General features: G+C 65.0%; 24 protein-coding genes and 1 riboswitch. Of the genes, 12 read left to right on the forward strand and 12 right to left on the reverse strand.

What is annotated here, in order from left to right; genetic code table 11:
• Window positions 1–54 precede the first annotated feature (54 nt).
• Both AC1RP5_RS27965 and AC1RP5_RS27970 read right to left on the reverse strand, forming a co-directional pair.
• Entirely contained in the window at window positions 55–963 is a 909-nt protein-coding gene (locus tag AC1RP5_RS27965) for a cation diffusion facilitator family transporter (protein ID WP_493116082.1), read from the reverse strand.
• 130 nt (window positions 964–1,093) lie between these two features.
• Window positions 1,094–1,567, reverse strand: coding sequence for a PaaI family thioesterase (locus tag AC1RP5_RS27970; protein WP_493116083.1), 474 nt, complete (start codon window positions 1,565–1,567; stop codon window positions 1,094–1,096).
• Between the two features lie 79 nt (window positions 1,568–1,646).
• Here AC1RP5_RS27970 and AC1RP5_RS27975 point away from each other — a divergent pair, with 79 nt between their 5' ends.
• Window positions 1,647–2,096 carry a MarR family winged helix-turn-helix transcriptional regulator gene (locus tag AC1RP5_RS27975; RefSeq protein ID WP_493116084.1) on the forward strand — a complete coding sequence of 150 codons (450 nt, stop codon included), beginning with the start codon at window positions 1,647–1,649 and terminating at the stop codon, window positions 2,094–2,096.
• A 105-nt stretch (window positions 2,097–2,201) separates the two neighbouring features.
• On the opposite strand, the gene AC1RP5_RS27980 is transcribed toward AC1RP5_RS27975, so the two are convergent.
• Entirely contained in the window at window positions 2,202–2,813 is a 612-nt protein-coding gene (locus AC1RP5_RS27980; protein ID WP_493116085.1) for a TenA family protein, read from the reverse strand.
• A gap of 26 nt (window positions 2,814–2,839) precedes the next feature.
• A complete protein-coding gene (locus AC1RP5_RS27985; RefSeq protein ID WP_493116086.1) occupies window positions 2,840–4,051 on the reverse strand; it encodes an O-succinylhomoserine sulfhydrylase in 1,212 nt (403 codons plus the stop codon).
• 76 nt (window positions 4,052–4,127) lie between these two features.
• A riboswitch (SAM riboswitch) is annotated at window positions 4,128–4,204 on the reverse strand.
• 296 nt (window positions 4,205–4,500) lie between these two features.
• On the opposite strand from AC1RP5_RS27985, the gene AC1RP5_RS27990 reads away from it, so the two are divergent.
• Together AC1RP5_RS27990 and AC1RP5_RS27995 are read left to right on the forward strand one after the other, a co-directional pair.
• The gene (locus AC1RP5_RS27990) at window positions 4,501–5,106 is read left to right on the forward strand and encodes a hypothetical protein (RefSeq protein WP_493116087.1); all 606 of its coding nucleotides are present in this window, start codon (window positions 4,501–4,503) and stop codon (window positions 5,104–5,106) included.
• A 12-nt stretch (window positions 5,107–5,118) separates the two neighbouring features.
• Window positions 5,119–6,192, forward strand: a complete 1,074-nt coding sequence (locus tag AC1RP5_RS27995; RefSeq protein ID WP_493116088.1) for a helix-turn-helix domain-containing protein — start codon at window positions 5,119–5,121, stop codon at window positions 6,190–6,192.
• Window positions 6,193–6,243: 51 nt separating this feature from the next.
• Here the strand turns inward: AC1RP5_RS27995 and AC1RP5_RS28000 are convergent, their stop codons facing one another.
• From AC1RP5_RS28000 to AC1RP5_RS28010, 3 genes are read right to left on the reverse strand one after another with little or no spacing between them, the layout of a single operon-like run.
• A complete protein-coding gene (locus AC1RP5_RS28000; protein ID WP_493116089.1) occupies window positions 6,244–7,224 on the reverse strand; it encodes a Bug family tripartite tricarboxylate transporter substrate binding protein in 981 nt (326 codons plus the stop codon).
• 31 nt (window positions 7,225–7,255) lie between these two features.
• Window positions 7,256–8,944 carry a thiamine pyrophosphate-binding protein gene (locus tag AC1RP5_RS28005; RefSeq protein WP_493116090.1) on the reverse strand — a complete coding sequence of 563 codons (1,689 nt, stop codon included), beginning with the start codon at window positions 8,942–8,944 and terminating at the stop codon, window positions 7,256–7,258.
• 16 nt (window positions 8,945–8,960) lie between these two features.
• Window positions 8,961–9,275 carry an NIPSNAP family protein gene (locus AC1RP5_RS28010; RefSeq protein WP_493116091.1) on the reverse strand — a complete coding sequence of 105 codons (315 nt, stop codon included), beginning with the start codon at window positions 9,273–9,275 and terminating at the stop codon, window positions 8,961–8,963.
• Window positions 9,276–9,563: 288 nt separating this feature from the next.
• Here AC1RP5_RS28010 and AC1RP5_RS28015 point away from each other — a divergent pair, with 288 nt between their 5' ends.
• The 6 genes from AC1RP5_RS28015 (at window position 9,564) to AC1RP5_RS28040 (ending at window position 13,792) form a co-directional block, all read left to right on the forward strand.
• On the forward strand, window positions 9,564–10,304 hold the full coding sequence (locus AC1RP5_RS28015; protein ID WP_493116092.1) for an RNA recognition motif domain-containing protein: 741 nt from the start codon (window positions 9,564–9,566) through the stop codon (window positions 10,302–10,304).
• A gap of 111 nt (window positions 10,305–10,415) precedes the next feature.
• On the forward strand, window positions 10,416–11,141 hold the full coding sequence (locus AC1RP5_RS28020) for a DUF1194 domain-containing protein (RefSeq protein ID WP_493116093.1): 726 nt from the start codon (window positions 10,416–10,418) through the stop codon (window positions 11,139–11,141).
• 67 nt (window positions 11,142–11,208) lie between these two features.
• Window positions 11,209–11,979, forward strand: a complete 771-nt coding sequence (locus tag AC1RP5_RS28025) for an aldolase (protein WP_493116094.1) — start codon at window positions 11,209–11,211, stop codon at window positions 11,977–11,979.
• 11 nt (window positions 11,980–11,990) lie between these two features.
• The gene (locus tag AC1RP5_RS28030; RefSeq protein ID WP_493116095.1) at window positions 11,991–12,578 is read left to right on the forward strand and encodes a hypothetical protein; all 588 of its coding nucleotides are present in this window, start codon (window positions 11,991–11,993) and stop codon (window positions 12,576–12,578) included.
• A gap of 32 nt (window positions 12,579–12,610) precedes the next feature.
• Window positions 12,611–13,159: a carboxymuconolactone decarboxylase family protein gene (locus AC1RP5_RS28035; RefSeq protein WP_493116096.1), complete on the forward strand. Its 549-nt coding sequence runs from the start codon at window positions 12,611–12,613 to the stop codon at window positions 13,157–13,159.
• Window positions 13,160–13,792 (forward strand): LysE family translocator, encoded by a 633-nt coding sequence (locus AC1RP5_RS28040; RefSeq protein WP_493116097.1) that lies wholly within the window; start codon window positions 13,160–13,162, stop codon window positions 13,790–13,792.
• Here the strand turns inward: AC1RP5_RS28040 and AC1RP5_RS28045 are convergent, their stop codons facing one another.
• Genes AC1RP5_RS28045 through AC1RP5_RS28055 form a run of 3 tightly spaced genes read right to left on the reverse strand, consistent with a single transcriptional unit; the run spans window position 13,793 to window position 16,467 of the window.
• The gene (locus AC1RP5_RS28045) at window positions 13,793–14,569 is read right to left on the reverse strand and encodes a cyclase family protein (protein ID WP_493116098.1); all 777 of its coding nucleotides are present in this window, start codon (window positions 14,567–14,569) and stop codon (window positions 13,793–13,795) included.
• A gap of 15 nt (window positions 14,570–14,584) precedes the next feature.
• A complete protein-coding gene (locus tag AC1RP5_RS28050) occupies window positions 14,585–15,325 on the reverse strand; it encodes an SGNH/GDSL hydrolase family protein (RefSeq protein ID WP_493116099.1) in 741 nt (246 codons plus the stop codon).
• Window positions 15,322–16,467: an OpgC domain-containing protein gene (locus tag AC1RP5_RS28055; protein WP_493116100.1), complete on the reverse strand. Its 1,146-nt coding sequence runs from the start codon at window positions 16,465–16,467 to the stop codon at window positions 15,322–15,324. Before AC1RP5_RS28055 ends, AC1RP5_RS28050 begins: the two co-directional genes overlap by 4 nt.
• Window positions 16,468–16,524: 57 nt before the next feature.
• Between AC1RP5_RS28055 and AC1RP5_RS28060 the strand changes: the two genes are divergently transcribed.
• A complete protein-coding gene (locus tag AC1RP5_RS28060) occupies window positions 16,525–17,250 on the forward strand; it encodes an alpha/beta fold hydrolase (protein WP_493116101.1) in 726 nt (241 codons plus the stop codon).
• Between the two features lie 29 nt (window positions 17,251–17,279).
• Here AC1RP5_RS28060 and AC1RP5_RS28065 read toward each other — a convergent pair whose 3' ends face one another.
• Window positions 17,280–18,488, reverse strand: a complete 1,209-nt coding sequence (locus tag AC1RP5_RS28065; RefSeq protein WP_493116102.1) for a CaiB/BaiF CoA transferase family protein — start codon at window positions 18,486–18,488, stop codon at window positions 17,280–17,282.
• Window positions 18,489–18,569: 81 nt separating this feature from the next.
• Here AC1RP5_RS28065 and AC1RP5_RS28070 point away from each other — a divergent pair, with 81 nt between their 5' ends.
• On the forward strand, window positions 18,570–19,535 hold the full coding sequence (locus tag AC1RP5_RS28070; RefSeq protein WP_493116103.1) for a Bug family tripartite tricarboxylate transporter substrate binding protein: 966 nt from the start codon (window positions 18,570–18,572) through the stop codon (window positions 19,533–19,535).
• A gap of 18 nt (window positions 19,536–19,553) precedes the next feature.
• Here AC1RP5_RS28070 and AC1RP5_RS28075 read toward each other — a convergent pair whose 3' ends face one another.
• Complete coding sequence (locus AC1RP5_RS28075) at window positions 19,554–20,735, reverse strand: patatin-like phospholipase family protein (protein WP_493116104.1); 1,182 nt, start codon at window positions 20,733–20,735, stop codon at window positions 19,554–19,556.
• A gap of 174 nt (window positions 20,736–20,909) precedes the next feature.
• Between AC1RP5_RS28075 and AC1RP5_RS28080 the strand changes: the two genes are divergently transcribed.
• Window positions 20,910–22,697, forward strand: a complete 1,788-nt coding sequence (locus tag AC1RP5_RS28080; RefSeq protein WP_493116105.1) for a hydantoinase B/oxoprolinase family protein — start codon at window positions 20,910–20,912, stop codon at window positions 22,695–22,697.
• Window positions 22,698–22,699: the final 2 nt, after the last annotated feature.

Below are 22,699 nucleotides of genomic sequence, written 5' to 3' on the forward strand. Positions count from 1 at the left end.
GCGAATTCCTTACGCCTCTGACATGGGAGTTTCGGCCCAAAAGGTCAAACGCGTCTACAGCCACTTCGGGTCGGCAGTGAAGTCGATCGTGAGCCAGCGCTGAGGCCCCTCGCCGCCGATCGCCTCGGCAATCTCGCGTCGGATCGCATCGGCTTCACCCACGCTGTCGATCGGGGACTCGGGCGGCACGGCGATATGGATCTCGATGAACTGCGCGCGACCGACCTTGGCGACATAGCTGGTGTAGGTCTTGAACTCGTGGCGGGCGATCACCTCGTCCATCACCTGGCGCACGCGCGCATCGAGGTCGGGCGGCGTGATCAGCAGGATCTCCTGCAGCGCCTTGCGCACCGTCTGGATCGGCACGAACACCAGCACCATCGTCAGCAGCGCCAGCACCGCCGGGTCGGCATAGGGCGCGAGATGCGCGTAGGCCGTGCCCTTCAGCGAACCGCCCAGCGCAAAGGCCACGAACAGGGCCGAGGTGATCGAGCCGGTCATCAGCCAGCTCTGCGCATCGAGCCGCACGAAGTCGGAACCGATGCCGCGATTGAGCCGGCGTTCGTAGAAGAACATGCCGAAGCAGGCGCCGCAGACCAGCACCGCGTAGGCCATCGCCCAATCGAAGTTGAGCTGCCGCCCGCCGGCCAGCAGGCTGTCGACGGAATTCAGGAAGGCATAGAAGCAGAGCAGCATCAGCGTGCCGCCATTGAACGCCAGCACCATCGGCTCGATGTGCCAGTAGCCGAACTGGAACCGCCGGTTGTCGGCGACGCGCGTGACCAGCCGCGACACGAACAGCGCCAGCCCCGACATCGCCGCGTCGATCGCGGAAAAGACACCGTCGAACAGGATCGACATCGATCCCGACAGCAGCCCGAACAGCACGCCGAACGCCGCCACCGCGATGGTGACGGCGATGGAGAGCTTCAACAGTCGTTGTTCGGCGGCCGCGTTCAGCATGATCCCGACTAGACATCATGCGCCTCTCCCCCGCTAGGGGGAGAGGTTGGGTGAGGGGGTTACTCGAGGCGGGTCGTGCGTGGCCCCCTCACCTAGCCTCTCCCCCTAGCGGGGGAGAGGAACATGAAAATCAGATCGGGAAGATCAGGCAGGTGGTCGTGCTGTGCGCCAGCAGCTTGCCTGACGCGTCGGTCAGGCGGCCTTCGGACGTGGCGATGCGCGAGCCGACGTTGATGACCTTGCCCTCGGCGCGGACCGGGCCGGTCTTGTCGGTCATGGCGCGCACGTAGTTCACCTTGATCTCGACCGTCGTGTAACCGGTGCCGGCCTTCAGCATCGTATGGATGCAGCACCCCATCACCGAATCGAGCAGGGTGGCGGCGATGCCGCCATGGATCGAGCCCAGCGGATTGTAATGGTCGAAGACCGGCGTGTAGCCGAAGACGACGCGCCCGGCTTCGACCTCCAGCAGGCGGGAGCCCATGACCTTGTTGATCGGCGGCGCCGGATAACGCCCTTCCAGCAGGCCCTTGAACAGTTCGAGTCCGTCAAGAGTGCGCGCCACCTCGATCGGCACCAAGCCAAATCCAGCTTCTCCAGCCATCTCCGTCTCCGTCGCAATTTTATGTGCATATACACATTGAGGCTTTGCCGGCGCAAGAAGCGGCGATAATCTCGGGTCCATGACAGCCGTCACGCCCCCGATCCGCCTGTCGCCCGCCGAGTGCACCTGTTTTCGCGTGCGCAGCGCGGCGCGCCGCGTCACCCAGATCTACAGCCGGCACCTCGCGCCGACCGGCCTGCGCATCTCGCAGTTCTCGCTGCTGGGCTACGTGATCTCGCGCGGCCCCGTCAGCATCACCGAACTGTCCGACCTCTTGGCCACCGATCGCACGACGCTGACGCGCAACCTGCGGCCGCTGCTGGCCTCGGGCGTGATCGAACGCGCGGCCGCAGGCGACAAGCGCCGGCACGAGCTGGTCGCGACCCTGGCCGGCCGCGCCTTGTTCAAGCGCGCCCTGCCGCTGTGGTCCGAGGCCGAGCAGGAAGTGCGCGATGCGATGGGTGCGAAGCTCACCGCCGATCTCCACGGCGCCCTCGACCGCTCGATGGAAAAGCTCGCGCCGCTTTAAAGACGAGGTCTCTCAACGGAGCGCGCAACTCCAGTTGCGCTCATACGTGGCCGACCATCGACGAAGCCTGAGCGCCACTGGAGTGGCGCGCTCCAGTGCAGCCGCTTAGACGTTCGCGGCGAAGAAACCCAGTTCGAGTTCCATCGCGCGGCGGTAGTTGGCGCGCACCGGTTCGCTGTCCGTCGCATGCAGGTCGAGCAGCGCTTCGAGCTGGGCGGCCAGCGCCTCGAAGCCCGGATCGGCGTAGGTCTTCACCCATTCCGAATAGAGCGGTGCGGCATTGTTGGCCGCCAGCGACCGGCCGAGGAAGGCGTAGAGGCGCATGCAGGGCGTCATGGCTGCGATCGTCTCGCCGAGATTGCCGCGTCGCGCCGTCTCCAAAAGGAAATCGACATAGGCGCGCGTCGCCTCGACCGGCGCGACGCCCGACAGGTCGACCTGCCAGCGCTCGGCGTAGCTCTTGTGCAGCTTCAGCTCCTGCAGGACGCCGGCGATCAGCCCGGCGAAACCGTACAGGTCCTCCCTCGCGCGCGAGTTGGCGAGGCAGAAGGCATAGGCGCGCGCGAACGCCTCAAGGAAATAGGCGTCCTGCGCGACATAGCCCTTGAAGCACTGGATCGGCAGCGAGCCGTCCCGCAGCCCGCGCACGAAGCCGTGCGACAGGATGCGGTTGGCTAGGTCGGCGTTCGCCGCCCACAGATCAGCCGAGAGCGGCACGCATTGTACTCCAGCTATCGTTTAAGTCAGCCGCCGAGCGCCTGCACGAGATCGCCGATCAGGTCCTCGGCATCCTCGAGGCCGACCGAGAGGCGGACGGTGCCGTCGGTGATGCCGAGCTTCGCGCGCTCCTCGGCGCCGATACGCATGTGCGTCGTCGTCGCCGGATGCGTGATGAGGCTCTTCGCATCGCCCAGGTTGTTGGAGATGTCGACGATCTGCAGGCGGTTCAGCGTCTCGAAGGCGGCCCACTTGCCGGCCTTGAGATCGAACGTCACCACGCCGCCGAAGTCGGACATCTGCTTGGCCGCCAGCGCATGCTGCGGATGGTCGGGGCGGCCCGGATAGAGCACGCGGCCGATCGCGGGATGCGCGGCCAGCGCGTCGGCGACGCGGCGGGCATTGGCGCAATGGCGCTCGACCCGCAGGCCGAGCGTCTCCAGGCCTTTCACCAGCACCCAGGCGTTGAACGGGCTGAGCGACGGGCCGGTGTTGCGGATGATCGGCTGCAGCTTCTCGAGGATGAACTCCTTCGAGCCCAGCACGGCGCCGCCCAGGGTGCGGCCCTGGCCGTCGATGTACTTGGTGGCCGAGTGGACCACGACGTCGGCGCCGAACTCGAGCGGGCGCTGCAGGATCGGCGTGGCGAAGGCGTTGTCGAGCACGACCTTGGCGCCGGCCTTGTGCGCGAGATCGCACACCGCCTTCACGTCGACGATGTCGAGCATCGGGTTCGAGGGCGATTCGAACAGCACGGCCTGGGTCGGCTTGGAGAGCGCCTTCTCCCACTGCGCGAGGTCGCCGCCGTCCACGAGCTCGCTCTGGATGCCGTACTTCGGCAGCAGCTCGGCCACGATGTAGTGGCAGGAGCCGAAGAGTTGGCGGGCTGCCACGATGCGGTCGCCCGACTTGAGCAGCGCCAGCAGCGCGAAGAACACCGCCGACATGCCGGTCGAAGTGGCGCGACAGGCCTCGGCGCCTTCGAGCGCCGCCAGCCGGTTCTCGAACATGGTGACGGTCGGATTGCCGAAGCGGGAATACTGGTAGTGGTTGCTCTCGCCCTTGAAGGTGGCCTCGGCCTCCTCCGCGCTCGAATAGGCGTAGCCCGAGGTCAGGAACAGCGCTTCCGACGTCTCGTCGAAATTGCTGCGGACCTGGCCGCCGCGCACAGCGCGGGTCTGGGTGCGCCACTTGGTGGTATCGGCCTGAGCCTTCTTCTTCGGAATCGATCCGTCCATCACACTTCTCCTCTTCGTCGCGCGCCCTTTCCCGGCGACGCAAACGAAAAACCCCCGACCTGGAAGGACGGGGGTTTTGCGTGAACCTCCGACCTTTTAGCGATGTTTAACGTGGTCGCAAGCCGGTCGGCTCAAATCTCCACGGACCGCCTCTATAAGGGCGGCGGTCGTCGGGCGCAAGCTAGTGCTTCATCACGTGAACGCGGAAGGCGTCCGAACCGCCGTGACGTTGAAGCGCCGATGAGGTGAGAGACCGCCATGAGCACGGATCGATAGGCACTCCGATCGCTACGCCGCCGACACCAACGCGGCTACCGCTTGCGTCACCAGCTAAACAGGGCGCAGCATGCGCCCAACAGGCTGGAATAAGATCGGAATAATTACTATTGATTTTGCCAGCCACCTCGGTATCTTGCTGAACAATAAGGATTATCCGGCGGTCCGATAAAATGGCATTTCGTCCGAAAGAGCAAGCTGAGAAGGAGTTGGCGCCCTATTTTCCTATTTTCGCAGACGCCATAACCGAGGCGTCGCGTAAGCTCTGGAAGCGCGCCGACAATCATATCCTTGAGCCCGGCACGCGGACGCGTGTTCTGCGGGACTATGTAGCCAACGAACTACGAATTGCTCTGGACGGTAAGCCCCGAATCAAGATTACCGAGGAAAACCAAACAACCTTCTTCTGCATCGATCAGAATTGGATATTCCAGGTTCACAAGCTCGACGAAGGCAACGAAGTCGCAAAGAATTTCAATCAGACCTCGATGGATCTGCGATCAAACAAAGTGAGGCAAGAAACGCTTCCGAACCTCCCAGCGAAGGCGACCATTCTGTTTTTGGGGTACGTGCCCAATACAGCCGACCCGGCGTGTCCAGATATTCGTCTATTTTGCCCGGGATCTGGAGAAGAAACTTGGGTGATTTCGCTTGGCATTGCCCCGGCCGAACAGCTGCACGAAATCACGCCGGTGACTCCGCCGACCGATGATCCCGACGAGGGCACACGAGTAGTTGCCAAAAAACAACCTGCTGACCGCAAGCGCGATAACAGTTAATCGGTGAGCGTTATGGGTTTGTTTAATGCCGCCATGTTGACCGTGGCTCGGCAGCTGCGAGGATTCTCGCAGACCGAGCTCGCAAAGGCTCTGCATATTTCACAGAGCAAGGTATCCAAAATTGAAGCCGGCATCGTTGTGCCAGAAGAAGCGCTCGTCCATGCGATGAGCAGTGTGCTGCAGCTTAGACCACACTTTTTTACGAGAGAGGGGCAATTGCGGCCGCCACAGGCCAGCTATCATCGCAAGAGGAAGAAGCTCACCGCGACGGAGTGGGATCGGATCAATGCCAAGGCCGAGCTTTACCGCTTCTCGATAGAAAGCCTTTTGCGATCAGTTGAGCTGGTCCCGACCAAGGTCCCGCCACCCTCTATTGACCCTGATCAATACGATGGGAAAATCGACGAGATCGCGGCGGCAGTGCGCCAAGCCTGGATGCTGCCGCGAGGTCCCGTTTCCAATGTCGTAAAGACAATCGAAGATTCGGGCATCCTGATTGTGCCCTTCGATTTCGGTTCGGATCTTATCGATGCATTTTGCCAGCATGGCGTCGATCGGATCCCGCCCCTGATCTTTCTCAATTCACGCGTCAAAGCCAAAGACCGACTGCGCTACTCCTTACTGCATGAGGTTGGGCATCTCTGCATGCACTCAATTCCCAACCCCGAACAAGAAGACGAAGCGAACCAGTTTGCCGCTGCCTTCTTGATGCCTCAGGACGACATCCGACACGAATTGTACGGCATGTCTCTCGAAAGACTTATGGTCCTTAAGTCTCACTGGAAAGCGTCAATGCAGGCAATACTGCGGCGCGCCCGTGACCTCAAGCGAATGACCGAACGAAGCTATCGCTACTATCAAATTGAGCTTAGCAAGCGAGGCTGGCGTAGCGCCGAACCCATTGAAATCGAGGGCATTGAAGAACCTAAAGTGTTCAGAAACCTGTTACGCAGCCATACTGGAGAGCTCGGCTACTCCACGGAAGAGTTGACCGATATGTTGGGCATCTACCTGGAAGATATGCCCGAGATAATCTCACAAGAGCGGCCCAAGCTTCGGCTAGTGACTAGCAGACCAATTGCCTAGCTAATCCGTAACACCGACCAACACACTACCTTAGTGTGACCGGGCCACGACTCAGTCGGGCTTAACATCTGCGGCCTTGGCGACTTCGGTCCACTTCTTCAACTCGGCGGCGGTGTGCGCAGCCAACTCGGCCGGCGTCGACGAGGCGATCTCGTAGCCGAGATCGGAAATCTTCTTGGCGACCTCGGGATCCTTCAGCGCCTTCAGCAGCTCGGCATTGAGGCGCTGCACGATCGGCGCCGGCGTGCCCGCGGGCGCATAGAGGCCGGCCCAGGTATAGGCCTCGACACCGGCGACGCCCTGCTCGCCGATCGTCTTGAGGTCGGGCAGCGCGGGCGAGCGCTTGGCCATCGCAAGCCCGACGGCGCGCAGCTTGCCCGCCTGGATCTGACCCATCGCCGGCGCGAGCGCATCGAACACCACGTCGATCTCGCCCGCGAGCAGCGCCTGCTGCGCCGGCGCCGATCCGCGATAGGGGATGTGCTGCATCTTCACGCCGGTGCGCAGGCGGAAGAGCTCGGCAGTGAGATGCAGGATCGAGCCGTTGCCCGACGAGCCGTAATCGAACTTCGGGCTCTTCTGGATCAGCGCGATGAGACCGGGAATGTCCTTGGCCGGCGACTCCGGCCGGACCAGCACGACCATCGGCACGATCGCGGCGAGGCCGATCGCGGCAAAACTCGTCGGATCGTACTTCAGCGACGGATTGATCGCGGGCACGATCGCGAGAGTGGAGACCGTGCCCATCAGCAGCGTGTAGCCGTCGGGCGCCGCCTGCGCGAGCAACTGGCCCGCGAGACCGCCGCCCGCACCCGGCTTGTTGTCGATGACGAAGGACTGACCCAGACCTTCGGCCATCTTCGGCGTGACGATGCGCGCGATGATGTCGGGCACGCCGCCCGGCGCGAAGGGGATGAGCACCTTGATCGGCTGGCCTTTCGGCCATTCCGCCTGCGCGTGCGCCGGACCAGCGACCGCAGCCAGCGACGCTGCACCCAGAGACCCGAGTGCAGCGCGACGTGTGATGCTCATTGTTTCCCCCTTCGTTGTTTCTTCTTGTCGTCTACTTCTTCTGCTTGGCCAGCGCCTGCTCCCGGAGCTTGGTCATCGTGATGCGCGAGGTGATGGCCTCGGCGTCGGTCTTCACGTGGATGATCGCGGGCTTGCCGGCATTGAGCGAGCGCTCGAACGCCGCCTCGAAGTCGGCCGTGCGCTCGACCGTCTCGCCGTGACCGCCGAAGGCGCGGGCATAGGCCGCGAAGTCGGGGTTCTTGAGCTCGGTGCCGTGCACGCGCGTCGGATACTCACGCTCCTGATGCATGCGGATCGTGCCGTACATGCCGTTGTCGACGACGATGAACACCACGTTCGCGCCGTGCTGGACGGCGGTCGCGAACTCCTGGCCGTTCATCAGGAAGCAGCCGTCGCCGCTGAACGACACGACGGTGCGCTGGGGCGCCGCGACCTTGGCCGCCACACCAGCCGGCACGCCGTAGCCCATCGAGCCGTTGGTCGGCGCGAGCTGGGTGCGGAAGCCGCGATACTGGAAGAAGCGGTGGACGTAGCCGGCATAGTTACCCGCGCCGTTGGTCACGATCACGTCGTCGGGCAGGCGCTTGTTCAGCCAGCCGACGATCTCCGCGAGATTGGCGGAGCCGGGCTGCGGCGTCGGCTCGATGTTCTTCTCGTAGTCGGCGCGCGCCGGAGCGACGCCCGCCTTCCACGCCGAGGCATCGACCGGCTTCATCGCCTTCGCGGCGGCCGCGAACTGCGACATGCCCGAGTTGATCGGCAGGGTCGCCTGGAAGACGCGACCCAGCTCCTCGGCGCCGGCATGGACGTGCACCAGCTTCTGCTTCGGCACCGGCAGGTCGAACAGCGTGTAGCCACCGGTGGTGATCTCGCCGAGGCGCGGACCGATCGCGATGATGAGGTCGCTCTCGTCGATGCGCTTGCCGAGCGGCGCACTCACGCCGATGCCGAGATCGCCGACGAAGTTGGGATGACGGTTGTCGATCAGGTCCTGGTTGCGGAACGCCGTCGTCGTCGGCAGGTGGTTCGCCTCGATGAACGCCTTGATGTCGTCGCAGGCCTTCGCGTCCCAGCCGCCACCGCCCAGGATGACCAGCGGCTGCTTGGCCGTGGCCAGCAGCTCGCGCAACGTCGCCATGTCATCGGGCGACGGGGCGCCGCGCGCGACCTTGTACGGGCCGGCATCCGGAACCTCGACCTCGTCGACCAGCATGTCCTCAGGCAGCGCGATCACGACCGGACCGGGCCGGCCGTTCATCGCGCGATGGAAGGCCTGGCTCACGATCTCGGGGATGCGGCGGGCGTCCTCGATCTGGGTCACCCACTTGGCCATCTGGCCGTACATGCGGCGGTAGTCGATTTCCTGGAAGGCCTCGCGGTCCGTCTGCTCGCGGGCGACCTGCCCGATCAGCAGGATCATGGGCGTCGAATCCTGGAAGCCGGTATGCATTCCGACGCTGGCATTGGTCGCGCCGGGGCCGCGCGTGACGAAACAGACGCCGGGCTTGCCGGTCAGCTTGCCGTAGGCCTCGGCCATGTAGGAGGCGCCGCCTTCCTGGCGGCAAATCACATAGCGGATGGAATTGCGCTGCGCGTAAAGCGCATCGAGGGCGGCCAGATAGCTTTCGCCGGGCACGCCGAAGATCGTGTCGGTGCCGTGGATACGCAGTTGATCGATCAAAACCTGCGCGCCGCTGCGGCGCGGGTATGCGGTAGCCATGTTCGCGGTCTTTCCCTTACTTCGTGGGTGAGAAGGTGGTGGGCACCAATATCTTGTTGTTCATGGTCTTCATATATTCTCGGCTCTTCTGCAAATAAGCCTGCCAGGCGGGATCGGCGGCCATCGCCGCGCGGCGCTTGGTGCGGTCCGCCAGATCGGCATAGCCCCACATGTGAACGATCTCGTTCACGTTGCCGACCTCGGTCGAGTAGTAGCCGACGAGGTTGCCGAGATGCTTCAGTTGGACTGGCAGCCCTTCCTTTTCGTAAAGCGCGAGGAAGTCGCGCAGGCGGCCCGGCTGCAGTTCGTAGGTTCGATGGTCGACGATCATTCTCAATCCCTCCCGATTTCGCGGTGATTGTGTGCCGTGGTTCGTTGCGTCTCAACCCCGCGACGCGGTGGACTCATGACGTGAATCAGCGCATAAGTGCTGCATTGCGACACTAGCCGACGAGCATCATCAAGAGTCTCGGCACACAGTCGCGGAGCGCGATACCGGTCAACGTCTTCCCGTGAGCTACTTGGTCATCTGTCAAAGGTCATCGAAACGCTTGGACGCAATCGTCCAGCAAGCGCGCGCCGGACTCCGCTCGATCCTTCCTCTAGCCCAGAGCCTTGAATGAGTCGCAAATTGTTTGTGGGCAACCTGCCCTATTCGGTCACGTCTGAGCGTCTGTCTGAAGCCTTCTCTCAGTTCGGCACCGTTACATCTTCAAAAGTGATCGTGGATCGCGAGACCGGCCGCAGCCGCGGCTTCGCGTTCCTCGAGATGGAAACCGATGACCAAGGCGCCTCGGCCATGCAGGCCATGAACGGCGCGTTGCTGGATGGCCGCTCGATCGCGGTCCGTGAAGCCGTCGAACGTCAGCCCGGTGGTGGTGGCGGCGGCGGTGGATACGGCGGCGGTGGCGGTGGTGGCGGCCGTGATGGCGGCGGCTTCCGTCCGCGCGGTCCGCGTCCGCCCTACGGCGGCGGTGGCGGTGGTGGCTACGGTGGTGGCGGCGGCGGTGGCGGCGGCTACGGTGGTGGCGGCGGTCGTGACGGCGGCGGCGGTGGATACCGCGGCGGCGGTGGTGGCGGCTACGGTGGTGGCGGTCGTGACGGCGGCGGCGGCGGTGGCGGCTACGGTGGTGGCGGTCGTGACGGCGGCGGCGGCGGTGGTTACCGCGGCGCAGCGCCCGGTGGCGATGGCGGCCCGATGCGCGATCGTCGTGCCGATTTCTCCAGCCCTCCTCCGGCTGATGCCGCTCCCGGCGGTGAATTCGCCAAGCCGGTGCGGCGCCACACGGGCGCTCCGGACCGTCCGCGTCGTGAGCGTGACTACGAACCGCGCAAGCGCGGCTTCGACGACGACCAGTAGGAAAATCGGACTGTCCTGACAGTCGACATGAACGCCGGAGGATTTCCTCCGGCGTTTTTGTTTGCGCGCGCGCCTGTGGTGTTATGCTTCGCCTCTTCGACGGAGGTGGGCATGAAGCGACGGTCGGCGCTCGTAGGCTCCTTGGCGGCCCTGGCGACGGCAACGTCGGCCCGCGCCCAAACGCCCGTCGACCTGCAGCTCGTGCTGGCCGTCGACGTCTCCCGCTCGATCGACGAGGTCGAGGCCGAACTGCAGCGGCGCGGCTACATCGAGGCCCTGACCAACGACCGCGTCGTCGACGCCATCCTCTCGGGCGAGAACAAGCGCATCGCCGTCTGCTACACCGAATGGGCCGGCACGCATTTCCAGGTCGTCGTCCTCGACTGGACCGTGATCGACAGTCCAGGGGCCGCACGCCGCTTCGCCGAGAAGCTCTCCGAGGCGCCGCGCACGTCGCAGAGCTGGACCGCCGTCGGCGCCGCTCTCGCCCATGCCGGCCAGCGCTTCGAGAACTCGCCCTTCATCGCCAAGCGGCGGGTCATCGACGTGTCGGGCGACGGCCGCACCAACGACGGGCCGCCGGCCGAGATCGTCCGCGACAAGCTGGTGTCGCAGGGCATCGTGGTGAACGGCCTGCCGGTGATGATGAACCGCAACAATTTCGGCCGCCCGCCCGACCTCGAACTCGACAAGTATTACGAGGAGAGCGTCATCGGCGGCCCGGGCTCGTTCATGATCGTGGCCGACAATTTCGACCATTTCGGCCGCGCCGTGCGCACCAAGCTGGTTCGCGAGATCTCGGCGACCGACGGACCGGTACGCTCTTCGCCGGCCTGACCTCGCCAATTTCCCTTGGCCCGGATTGCGGGAGGCCGCATCATCGGCGCTGCAACGGCTGTCGAGGATGGAGCCCCAAAAGATGCTGGCGAACGACCCGGTCACCCAGGCGCGGATCGACCTGACCACCGCCCTGCGGGCCGCAGCGCGGCACGGGCTGAACGAGGGTGTCTGCAATCATTTCAGCATGACCGTGCCCGGCCGCGAGGAGCTGTTCCTCGTCAATCCGCAGGGGCTGCACTGGTCCGAGATCACGCCGTCCGACATCGTGATGGCCGACGGCGACGGCAACATCATCGAGGGCAAGTATCCGGTCGAGCCGACCGCGTTCTACATCCATGCCCGCATCCACGCCGGCAACCCGAAGGCCAAGGTCGTTCTGCACACCCACATGCCCTACGCGACGGCGCTGACGTCGATCCGCGACGGCCGCATCGAGATGTGCACCCAGAACGCCTTCCGCTACTGGGGCCGCATCGCCTATGACGACAAGTATGGCGGTGTCGCCCTGTCCAACGACGAGGGCGAGCGGATGTGCCGGGCGATGGGCGACAAGGACATCCTGTTCCTGCGCAATCACGGCATCATCGTTTCGGGTCCGACCGTTGCCCAAGCCTACGACGACCTTTATTACCTCGAACGTGCGGCGATGGTGCAGGTCCTGGCCATGCAGACCGGCCGGGAGCTGCACAATATCGACGAGGCGATGGCCGAACACACGGCCAGGCAGATCGCGGGCGAGGCGCAGCAGGCCTTCCTGCATTTCGAATCGCTGAAGCGCATGCTCGACCGGGACGAAGCCGGCTGGAGCAGGCTCATGGCGGTCGAGGGACGTTAGGGGAAAGACGAATGCGTATCGCCGCCACTCTTGTCGCGCTTTCGGCGCTCTGCTTCGCCGCGCCGGTCTCGGCCCAGGGCTATGGTGTGGGCTCCGGCCCCAAGCTCGGCCAGCTTGAGATCAAGGCCTACCAGAAGATTCCCAAGGTCAAGATCGCCGTCCAGCTCACCTCCGACACGCATCTGGCGCGCGAGCTGCGCCGCGAGGTCATGGTCCGCCTCAGCCAGCGCGGCAACCAGGTCGGCTTCAGCGGCGGCAACATCATGCGCATGGACGTGAGCTACTTCGACCTGAGCGGCGGCGCCGATCGCGACATCCCGATGCTGCAGAGCCAGGATTACGAGACCGGCGCCAATCCGCGCCTCGCGCTGCCGGCCAACCGGATCGGCCCGCGCGACACGATCCAGGTGCCCTCGGGCTCGACCCTGCGCGTCTCGCTCACGCTCTACGAAGCCAACGGCGGCAAGGTGCTGTGGACGGCGACCGCCTCCTGCAGCGTCAGGTCGAGCCAGGCGATGCAGGCCGGCCTGTCGATCGTGAACCACATCTTCGACAACGCCGATAACAACCGCGTCGCCGAAGCCGGTTGCCCGCTCTAAAACCTTTCGCAAAACAGAACTGAGGAAACGTCATGCCGCGTCTGGCTCCGCTCGACCTGAACAAACTCGACCCCGAACAGAAGAAGGTCGCCGACGCGATCATGTCCGGCCCGCGCGGCGGCCTGCGCGGTCCCTTCGAGCCGTGGCTGCGCAGCCCGGTTCTCGCCGATCGCGCCCAGAAGCTCGGTGAATACTGCCGCTTCCACAATTCGCTGCCGCGCGACCTGTCGGAACTGGCGATCTGCCTGGTCGGCCGTCACTTCAAGGCGCAGTTCGAGTTCTACGCCCATGCCCGCCTCGCCAAGGAAGCCGGCCTCTCCGAGGACATCATCGAGGCGGTCCGCCTGCGCGCCACGCCGCCGTTCAAGCGCGACGTCGAGAAGGTGGTCTACGACTTCGTCACCGAATATCTCGAGACCAACCGGGTCGCGCCGCCGAACTACAAGCGCGCCGTCGATGCGTTCGGCGAAAAGGGCGTCGTCGATCTGGTCGGCGTCTGCGGCTACTACATGCTGGTGTCGATGACGCTGAACGTCTTCGAGATGCCGCTGCCGCCGGGCGAACCCGACCCGCTGCCGTAAGTGGATCTCGCGAACCTCGCACTCTTCTCTGCCGCGGCCCTGGCGATCGCCGTATCGCCCGGGCCCGGCATCTTCTACGTCGCGGCCCGCACGCTGGCCGGCGGCCGCGCCGAAGGAATGGCGTCGAGCTTCGGCACGGGGCTGGGCGGCCTGGTCCATGTCGCGGCCGGCGCCGTCGGCGTCTCCGCGCTGGTGATGGCCAGCGCCGAAGCCTTCACGGTCCTGAAGTTCGCCGGCGCGCTCTATCTGGTCTGGATCGGCATCAAGACGATCCGCGAATCCCGAATGCCCTTCGAGACCAGGGTGACGACGACCGGCGCGGCGCGGGCGTTTCGCGAAGGTATCCTGGTCGAGGCGCTCAATCCCAAGACCGCCGCCTTCTTCCTGGCCTTCCTGCCGCAGTTCGTCGATCCGTCGGCGGGTCCGGTCTGGCTGCAGTTCCTGATGCTCGGCCTGATCTCGGTGGTGCTCAACACGGCGGTCGACGTCGTCGTTGCGATTCTGGCATCGCAGGCGCGGTCGATGGCCGTGGCACGCCCAACCCTGCTGCGCCGCCTGCGCACCGGCGCGGGCGGCCTCATCGCCGCCCTCGGCGTCGCCCTCCTGTTCGCACGCCGCCCCGCTTCTCTCTAGCTATTCCTCGAAAATCGCGACGGCGCGGGTCCAGCCGGCGGAGGCGCCGCGGATCTTGTGCGGGAAGCAGGCGATGGTGAAACCGTCGCCGGGCAGCGCTTCGAGATTGTGCAGCTTCTCGAGATGGCAGTAGCCGATGTCGCGGCCGGCCTTGTGGCCTTCCCAGATGATCGACGGATCGTGGTCCTTCGCCCATTTCTGGGCGGTGAAGAAGAACGGCGCGTCCCAGCTCCAGGCGTCGGTGCCGGTAAGGCGCACGCCCTTTTCCAGCAGGAAGATCGTGGCGTCGTAGCCCATGCCGCAGCCGGCATTGACGTAGTCGTTGTTGCCATAGCGCGAGCCTGCGCGCGTGTTGACGACGACGATCTCGAGCGGCTTCAGCTCATGGCCGATCCGTTTCAGCTCCTCCTCGACCTCGGCCGCCGTGATGACGTGGCCATCGGGCTTGTCGCGGAAGTCGAGCTTCACGCCGGGCTGGAAGCACCATTCGAGCGGCACCTCGTCGATGGTGATGGCGCGCTCGCCCTTGTTCATCGTCGGATGGAAGTGATAGGGCGCATCGAGATGCGTGCCGTTGTGCGTCGAGAGATTGACGTTCTCGACCGCCCAGCCCGCGCCATCGGGCAGGTCTTCCTTCTTGAGGCCGGGAAAGAAGCCGGCGATCTGGCCGGCCGTGTCGGCATGCTTGTGATACTGGATCTTCGGGCCGAACGGCGGCGGATCGGAGATCACGTCGTTTTCGAGATAGATCGAAAGATCGACGAAACGACGGGGCATTGGGCGTCCTCTTGTTCAGGGACCGGTCAGCGCATCCACGATCGAGCGTGTCAGCAGCCTGCCGATGCACTTCTGGCCGAAATCGTTGAGGTGCAGACCGTCGAGCTGCACGAACTGGGCATAGGGCATGCCGTCGTCGTACCAGCCGCGCATGATGTCGTAGCGGCGGAACAGGCCGGCGCCATAGTCCTTGGCCGCACCGGCCATGACCTTCTCGTAGGCTTCCTTGTCCGCGACGGCCACGACGGCGGGCACGTACTGCAGGTTCATCAGCACGAAGTCCGCGCCCAGCGACGTGCCAAGCTTCAGGCCTTCGCGCAGCGTCTTGTCGAACTTGTCGAGCGGCATGTGGCGGATGGCGGCGTTGGTGCCGGTCTGCCAGATCACCAGCGAGGCCGGGTTGCCTTCCATCTCGGCGCGCATGCGGGCGGCCATCTCCTCGACGTCCTGGCCGCCGATGCCACGGTTGATCACGTCGATGTCGATGCCCGGCAGCGCCTTCTCGAGGCCAATGCGCAACTGCGTCGGATAGGCGTAGGCCGGATTGGAGACGCCATAGCCCGCGGTCGTCGAGGAGCCCAGGGCGATGATGCGAAGCGCCTTCTTCTCGGCGATCGCCTTGCGCGCGATCGGGAGAGTCGAGCCGAGCGCCAGCATGGCCGGCTTGGCCCGGCACAGGGTCATGGATTGCGCGAAAGCCGTTCCGCCCAGCGCGAACGCGAGGGTTGCCGCCAGCAGGACAAGAGCGCGCTTCACTTGTAGCTCCCGGCCAGGGCGCCGAGGCGCGCCGGCGCACGTGGGCCACCGCCCTTGAACCAGGCGGCAATGTAGGCGGCCACGCACATGATCGCGATGCCCCCGATGCTCACGAGAATCTGCGACAAGATCGAATCTTCGTAATAGCTCACGATGACCTGGCCGCTCAGCGCCAGGAAGGTCCCGATGCAGAATATAAGCAAGGATGCCTCGCCGCACCTGCGAAGTGGCCGCCAAATCGGCCATTTGAGGCCGGGTGCGTCAATCGGCACCGCGATCCGGACCAGCCAGGCGATGGCCAGGAAGTGCAGGAATCGCAGGACGTCGATGTTGGTCTTGTCGATCGGGTAGATGATCCGCGACACCCAGGCCGGAGTCAGCTGTTCCAGCGGATTATAGTGCCAGGACAGGGCGATGAACGCCGCGAACAGGGCGAAGGCGATGGCGAGGATCGTCAGCGGCGTTCGGTAGCGGTCGAGCCGGGACAGTCCGGTACCGAACACGGCGCAAGCCGCCCCGACATGGAACACGACCTGCCAGGCCATCGGATTGAAGTACCAGACCTTTTCGTCCGGGTAGGCCGGCAGCTTCCAGTCGTAGTGGCAGGTCGCGGCATAGAGCGCGATCGAGGCGGCGATCACCGCCCAGGGCCAGCGCACCACCACCGGCAGGACCAGCGGGAAGGCCGCGAGCAGCACGATATAGAGCGGCAGCACGTCGAGATTGACCGGCCGGAACTTGAGCAGGGCGGCTTCCAGGATGGCGCGATAGGGGTTCTGCCCCAGGCCCAGCAGCTCCATTTCCTCGATCAGCGCCGGCGCGTCGCGGGCGATCGAGACCCACGCGATCTGCGCCGTGAAGGCCACGAACAGCAGGATATGGGCGACGTAGAGCTGCCAGACGCGGCGGTAGATGCGCGCCGCGGCGCGTGGCCAGCCCTCCTGCTCCATCATGCGGCTGTAGGCGATGACGGCGGTGTAGCCCGAGATGAAGACGAAGATCTCGGTGGCGTCGCTGAAGCCGTAGTTACGGACGGTCAGCCAGCTCACGATGTTGGTGGGGATGTGGTCGAGAAAGATGAACCACAGGGCTAGTCCCCGGAACAGGTCGAGACGGATGTCGCGAACGGAGGCGGCTGCCATGGTCTATTGGTACCGCAGCCGAATCGTCTGCGCTACGCTTCGCGTCGGAGGAAAGAGATGACCAAGACACCCTTGTTGCTTGTCCCCGGCGTGCTGTGTTCGCCGCGCCTGTTCGCGGCCCAGGTCGCCGCCCTCGAAGGCCAGGCCGACATCGTCGTGCCGGACTGGCGCAAGGCGCCGCTGTCCATCTGGGACAGCTGGGAGAGTGCCGCCCGCTGGGTCGTCGACCAGATGCCGGCGGAGAAATTCGCGCTGGCCGGCCTGTCGCTGGGCGGCATGCTCGCGGTCGAGATCATGCAGTTCGCCGCCGATCGCGTGACCACGCTCGCCCTGCTCGACACCGGCATGCGCGCCCAGAACGAGGCCGAACGCGCGATCCGGCGCGCCCGCATCCGCCTCGCCAACGAGGGACATTTCGAACTGGTCCTCGGCATGCAGATGACACGCTTCATCCCGGCCTACCGCCTGCCCGACAAGGCGCTGGTCGACGAGGTGATGACGATGTGCGGCGAGATCGGCGTCGAGATCTACAAGCGCCAGGAGGAGCTGGCCGCGATCCGCACCGACCGACGGCCCGACCTGCCCCGCATCAAGTGCCCGACCACCGTCGTCTGCGGCCGCGACGACGCGGCGACGCCGCTCTTCCTGTCGGAGGAGATCGCCAAGGCGATACCGGTCGCGAGCCTCGTCGTGATCGACAAATGCGGGCATCTCGTCACGATGGAGAAGCCCGAGGAAACCAACCTGATCCTGAAGACGTGGCTGGAGCGGCGACGGGTTTAGACCCCTCTTCGCTCAGGATCACAGAGTCATCAGCCGACGATCTTCTTTTCCCGCAGCGCGGCGATCTCCGCGGCACCGAGGCCGGCCAGTTCCGTCAGCACCTGGTCGGTATGCTGACCCAGCGCCGGCGGCGGCCGCGTGTCGTCGACCGGCGTGTCGGAAAAGTGGAAGTTCGAGCCGATCAACGGCACGTCGCCCACCTTGCTGTGCTTGTACTGCTTCAGCATGCCGCGACGCTTCACTTCCGGCTCGTCCAGCGCCTCCTTCATGGTGCGGATCGGACCGGCCGGGAGATGGCGCAGCTTCTGGGCCCAGTTCTCCTTGGTGTCGGTCGTCAGCACCTCTTCCATGAGGCGCGTCAGCTCGGGCTTGTTGGCCACGCGATCGGCCACCGTGGCGAAGCGCGGATCGGTCAACCATTCGGGATGGCCGAGCGCCCTGGCGGTGTCGCCGAACAGCTTCTGGTTCGCGACCGCCATGTAGATCTTGCCGTTCGCGGTCTCGAACGAGCTGTTGGGCGCCGAGGCGAAGTGCCCGTTGCCGGCGCGCTTGGGCTGGTCGCCGCCGATCAGGTAGTAGGAGCCCATGTTGCCCAGCGACACCAGCGCGGTGTCGTAGAGCGCGAGGTCGATGTGCTGGCCCTTGTTGGTGTCGCGGCGCGCGTAGAGCGCTGCGTTGATCGCGGCCGTCGAATGGATCGCCGTCATGGTGTCGACGATGGCGATGGCGTGCCGCAGCCCCTCGCCGTCGGCCTCGCCGTTGACGCTCATCATGCCGGACTCGGCCTGCAGCACCGGATCGTAGCCCGGGCGGTCCGACAACGGGCCGGTCTGGCCGTAGGCCGAGATCGAGAGATAGATCAGCTTCGGGTACTTCGCCGCGAGGCTCGCATAGTCGAAGCCGTACTTCTTCAGCACGCCGGGACGGAAGTTCTCGACCATGACGTCGGCAGTGGCGAGCAGCTTGTGCACGATCGCCTGGCCGTCGGGCTTGGTGAAGTCGAGCGCGACGCTCTTCTTGCCCCTGTTGTAGGTCATGAAGAAGTGGCTCTCGCCGCCGGGACCGCCGGCGCGCGGTCCGGCGCCCTTGCGCGTGTCGTCGCCGCCGTCGGGGTTCTCGATCTTGATCACCTCGGCGCCCATGTCGGAGAGCATCTGGGTGCACATGGGACCCGCGATCACGCGGGAGAAATCGATGATGCGAATGCCGTCGAGAGGCGGCCGACCTGATGTTGCCATGGGCGCAAGGTAGGACTGCAGGCGGCGCGCTGTCCATGCGCCGCATATGCGCTAGACTTCACACCCATGGACACATTCCGCATGTCGCTGTCTCGCCGCAGCCTTTTCGCCCTGCCCCTTCTCGCTGCCCTGCCCGCCGCCGCGCAGACCGAAACCTTTCCCAACAAGGCCATCCGCATCATCGTGCCGTTCGCGCCGGGCGGCTCGGGCGACATCACCGCGCGCCTGGTCGGCAAGTACATCGAGGAGAAGACCGGCCAGCCCTTCGTGGTCGAGAACAAGCCGGGCGCCAACGGCATCGTGGGCGCAATGTCGGTGAAGGTTGCGCCGCCCGACGGCTACACCTTGATGCTGGCCACGACCTCGACCAACGCCGCCAACGTCCACATGTACAAGAACCCGGGTTACGACCCTGAGAAGGATTTCTCGGTCGTCGGCATCATCGGCTCAAGCGGCGCCTTCCTCGTCGTGGCAGCAGATTCGCCGTTCAAGACGCTGGCCGACCTGACGACTTATGCGAAGGCGAACCCGGGCAAGCTCAATTTCGGCTACTTCAACGCGAGCTCGCAGGTCCCGGCCGAAGTGCTGGGCAAGCGCGCCGGCGTCGAATGGCAGGGCGTCGCCTACAAGGCGATCGGCAATGCCTGGACCGATCTCTACGGCGGCGCCATCCAGTTCATGTTCGTCGACCTGACGGCTGGCCGCGGCCAGGTCGTCGCCGACAAGGCGCGACCGCTCGCTCTCACCCTGCCGGAACGTAGCCCGCTCTATCCAAATCTGCCGACCCTGGCCGAGACCTATCCCGGCTTCACCAGCACCGGCTTCCTGGCGATCGCCGTGCCGAAGGCAACGCCGTTGCCGATCCAGCAGCGGCTGAACACGCTGATCAACGAGGCGATCAGCGCGGCCGAGAACAACAAGCGCCTGACCGAGGAATTCGCCCTCACCGCCAAGCCGCTCACGCTCGAACAGTGCGCGGCACAGGACCGCGACGAGCGCGCCAAGTGGGCCGACTACGTCAAGATCGCGAAGATCGAGCCGCAGTAAGGCCGAGCTTCGCTCGGCCTAGGATTCCTTCCAGCGCGACAAAGGCAGATCGTTGGGCGCGCCGCTCTCGGCTTGCCCGGCGGTCTGGTCTTCACCCAGCGACGAGCCAGCAACGACCGCCGCGCGCTGGCGCAGGAAGAGAGCGGCCGCCTTCTCGCCCTCGGCGGTCAGCCGGGAGATGTTCTCCGAGCCACGGTCGATCTTGCCTTCGTAGTCGAGCAGGTCCTGCAGCTCGACCGGCATCTCGATGCAGGGGATATGGTAGGGCTTGTCGGCGTCGCTGTGGAACGACTTCGGGATGCGCACCGGCGCCTTGATGTCGAAGCGCGACAGGAACTCCGGCCGGAAGGCGTCGGCCAGGATCAGGTCGTTCATGAACTCGAGATGGCCGAGCTGCTGGAACAGCGAGATGTTGCCTTCGAGCTGGTTGCGCCGGTCGACGATCTCGCCCGGCTTCTTCGGGACGCGCTGGCTGGCCGTCGGGTTGATCTTGATCAGCCAGATCTCGTCGGGAATGTTGTCCTCGCCAACCGACCGCGGGCGAATGAGTTCCTCGACGGGCGGGTTGTCGGAGAAGAGACCGTCCCAGTAGGCATGGTCGCCGATCTGCACCGCCGGGAAGATGTTCGGCACGGCGCAGGACGCCAGGACATGTTCGACCTTGATCGGCTCCTGGGTCGACACGAACTTCGCCAGCGCGCCGCTCGTGATATTGGCCGCCCCCAGCATCAGCACCGGCCGGCCCGGCTGCGCGCCCCACGAGGCGATCTCGGCGAAATCGATGTGCTTTTCGAGCAGGCCGCGGAAATCGGAAAAGCCCATGCGCTGGCCGGCCGTCATGAACTCCATCATCGACTGCATGACGGGCGAGGACGGGCTGAGCTGCAGGGTCGGCATCATGCCCGAATTCACCATCCGCACCGATTCGACGATGAACCGGTTGATGGCGTGCTCGACCGGGCCCTGGGCGGTGTTCTCCTCCCAGAAATTCATCATGCGTTGCCAGACCGGCCGCTCGCCCTTCATGAAGGAGTACCAGAGCAGTGTGGCGCACACGGCGCCGCCCGACGTGCCGCTGATGCTCACGAACTCGAATTCCTCGCCGAGCTTGGCCTGGCACAGGGTCTTCACGGCACCGGCCGTGAAGGCGGTCTGGCTGCCGCCACCCTGGCAGGCGAGCGCGATCTTGATCTTGGACATCGAGGTTCCTTCGGAAAAGGTTGGCGCAATCTAGCCCGACCGGGGTGATCTAGCCCATGCGACCGGTCGCACACGTCTGCCGGGCAAAAATCGTCAGGCGGAGCGGCTTGCAAATTGCATGGCGAGGCTCGCCAAATGTCAGCCGCAAGTTACGGGAGGAAGACAAAAGTGCCGGTGTCCGATCCGATTGCTTTGGAGCTCTTCAAGAACGCCATTTTCTCGATCGCCGACGAGATGGCCCTCACCGTCTTCCGGACGACCTATTCCGGCGTGCTCAAGGACAACATGGATTATTCCACGGGCTTCGCCGACGCCAACGGCAAGCTCGCGGCCCAGGGCCTGACCCTGCCGGGGCATCTGGGTTCGGTGCCAACCGCCATGGAATCGATCATGCGTCACTTCAAGGACGACATGGCCGAAGGCGACGTCTTCATCATGAACGATCCGTTCGATGGCGGCATGCACCTGCCGGATATTTTCGTGATCAAGCCGCTGTTCCACGCGGGCGAGCGGCTGGCCTTCGCCTGCACCGTCTGCCACCACATCGACGTGGGCGGCCGGGTCGCCGGCTCGAACGCATCCGACTCGACGGAGATCTACGCCGAGGGCCTGCGCATCGCGCCGATGAAGCTCTACGACAAGGGCGTCCTCAACAAGACGATCATGACGTTCATCGAGAAAAACGTCCGCCTGCCCGTCCAGCTGTTCGGCGACCTGCGCGCCCAGCTCGCGGCCTGCCATATCGGTGAAAAGCAGTTCGCCGAGCTGGTCTCACGCCATGGGGCGGAAGAGACGAAGTTCTATCTCAACGAAGTCATCGACTATGCCGAGCGCCTGACGCGCGCGGCGATCCAGGAGCTGCCGGACGGACAATGGAGCTTCGAAGACTGGATCGATGATGACGGCGTCGATTACGGCAAGCCGATCCGCCTGTTCGTCACCATCACCAAAAAGGGCGGCCACATGGTGGTCGACTGGACGGGCACCAATCCGCAGGTGAAGGGCGCGATCAACAACACGCTCTCCTTCACCAAGGCCGCCTCCTACACCGGCGTGCGCTCGGTGCTGCCGCCGGGCATTCCCAATAACGAAGGCGTCTTCCGCGCCATCGAGGTGATCTGCCCGCCCGGCACCGTGGGCAACGGCGTGCTACCGGCGGCCTGCGCGGCGCGCGGCCTGACCGGCTTCCGCATGACCGATTGCATGTTCGGCGCGCTCGCCATGATGCTGCCCGACCGGGTGAAGGCGGCCGGCGACGGCGGCAACACCGGCATCTCGATCGGCGGCTACGACGCCGAGCGCAAGCCCTTCGTCTATGTCGACTTCACCTGCGGCGCCTGGGGCGCGCGGCCCTTCGCCGACGGGCTCGACGGCAATTCGCACATGTTCGCCAACATGGCCTCGCACTCGATCGAGGTCACCGAGGCCGAGCAGCCGATCAAGCTGCTGGCCTACGAGTTCGTGGCCGACAAGGCCGGCGCCGGAAAGTATCGCGGTGGCGTGCCGTTCCTGCGCGACTACAAGTTCCTCGAGACCGAAGGCATGCTGCAGGTCCGCTCCGACCGCCGCGACCATCGCCCGTTTGGCCTCTACGGCGGCAGTCCCGGTGGCCCGTCGGAGAATTATCTCAATCCCGACGATGAGAACCGGTTGCTGCCATCGAAGCTCACGATGACGGTGAAGGGTGGCGACATCTTCCGTCATGTGCTGGCCGGCGCCGGCGGCTGGGGCGATCCGCTGGAGCGCGATCCCGCGGCCGTGCTGCGCGACGTGCGCAACGAGCTGCTCTCGCCCGCGAAAGCGCTCGCCGACTATGGCGTCGCGATCGACACCAAGACGTGGACGGTCGACGCCGCCGCGACGGCTCGCAATCGCGCCGGGATCGCCAAGGCGCGCGGCTGGACCGAGACGCCCAAGGTGCAATGGCACGATCCCGCCCCACTCGCCCGGGCCGCGGAGTAGCC

Source organism: Reyranella sp. GW821-FHT12G01 (assembly GCF_058806575.1).

What these genes read in the sequence shown, in the direction of transcription:
- AC1RP5_RS28045 (WP_493116098.1), bottom strand. Translation starts at nt 14,569, where the DNA reads ATGCCCCGTCGTTTCGTCGATCTTTCGATCTATCTCGAAAACGACGTG.
- AC1RP5_RS27985 (WP_493116086.1), bottom strand. Translation starts at nt 4,051, where the DNA reads ATGGACGGATCGATTCCGAAGAAGAAGGCTCAGGCCGATACCACCAAG.
- AC1RP5_RS28020 (WP_493116093.1), top strand. Translation starts at nt 10,416, where the DNA reads ATGAAGCGACGGTCGGCGCTCGTAGGCTCCTTGGCGGCCCTGGCGACG.
- AC1RP5_RS27975 (WP_493116084.1), top strand. Translation starts at nt 1,647, where the DNA reads ATGACAGCCGTCACGCCCCCGATCCGCCTGTCGCCCGCCGAGTGCACC.
- AC1RP5_RS28065 (WP_493116102.1), bottom strand. Translation starts at nt 18,488, where the DNA reads ATGGCAACATCAGGTCGGCCGCCTCTCGACGGCATTCGCATCATCGAT.
- AC1RP5_RS28070 (WP_493116103.1), top strand. Translation starts at nt 18,570, where the DNA reads ATGTCGCTGTCTCGCCGCAGCCTTTTCGCCCTGCCCCTTCTCGCTGCC.
- AC1RP5_RS27970 (WP_493116083.1), bottom strand. Translation starts at nt 1,567, where the DNA reads ATGGCTGGAGAAGCTGGATTTGGCTTGGTGCCGATCGAGGTGGCGCGC.
- AC1RP5_RS28005 (WP_493116090.1), bottom strand. Translation starts at nt 8,944, where the DNA reads ATGGCTACCGCATACCCGCGCCGCAGCGGCGCGCAGGTTTTGATCGAT.
- AC1RP5_RS28035 (WP_493116096.1), top strand. Translation starts at nt 12,611, where the DNA reads ATGCCGCGTCTGGCTCCGCTCGACCTGAACAAACTCGACCCCGAACAG.
- AC1RP5_RS28055 (WP_493116100.1), bottom strand. Translation starts at nt 16,467, where the DNA reads ATGGCAGCCGCCTCCGTTCGCGACATCCGTCTCGACCTGTTCCGGGGA.
- AC1RP5_RS28025 (WP_493116094.1), top strand. Translation starts at nt 11,209, where the DNA reads ATGGAGCCCCAAAAGATGCTGGCGAACGACCCGGTCACCCAGGCGCGG.
- AC1RP5_RS28075 (WP_493116104.1), bottom strand. Translation starts at nt 20,735, where the DNA reads ATGTCCAAGATCAAGATCGCGCTCGCCTGCCAGGGTGGCGGCAGCCAG.
- AC1RP5_RS27965 (WP_493116082.1), bottom strand. Translation starts at nt 963, where the DNA reads ATGCTGAACGCGGCCGCCGAACAACGACTGTTGAAGCTCTCCATCGCC.
- AC1RP5_RS28060 (WP_493116101.1), top strand. Translation starts at nt 16,525, where the DNA reads ATGACCAAGACACCCTTGTTGCTTGTCCCCGGCGTGCTGTGTTCGCCG.
- AC1RP5_RS27995 (WP_493116088.1), top strand. Translation starts at nt 5,119, where the DNA reads ATGGGTTTGTTTAATGCCGCCATGTTGACCGTGGCTCGGCAGCTGCGA.
- AC1RP5_RS27990 (WP_493116087.1), top strand. Translation starts at nt 4,501, where the DNA reads ATGGCATTTCGTCCGAAAGAGCAAGCTGAGAAGGAGTTGGCGCCCTAT.
- AC1RP5_RS28015 (WP_493116092.1), top strand. Translation starts at nt 9,564, where the DNA reads ATGAGTCGCAAATTGTTTGTGGGCAACCTGCCCTATTCGGTCACGTCT.
- AC1RP5_RS28000 (WP_493116089.1), bottom strand. Translation starts at nt 7,224, where the DNA reads ATGAGCATCACACGTCGCGCTGCACTCGGGTCTCTGGGTGCAGCGTCG.
- AC1RP5_RS28030 (WP_493116095.1), top strand. Translation starts at nt 11,991, where the DNA reads ATGCGTATCGCCGCCACTCTTGTCGCGCTTTCGGCGCTCTGCTTCGCC.
- AC1RP5_RS28010 (WP_493116091.1), bottom strand. Translation starts at nt 9,275, where the DNA reads ATGATCGTCGACCATCGAACCTACGAACTGCAGCCGGGCCGCCTGCGC.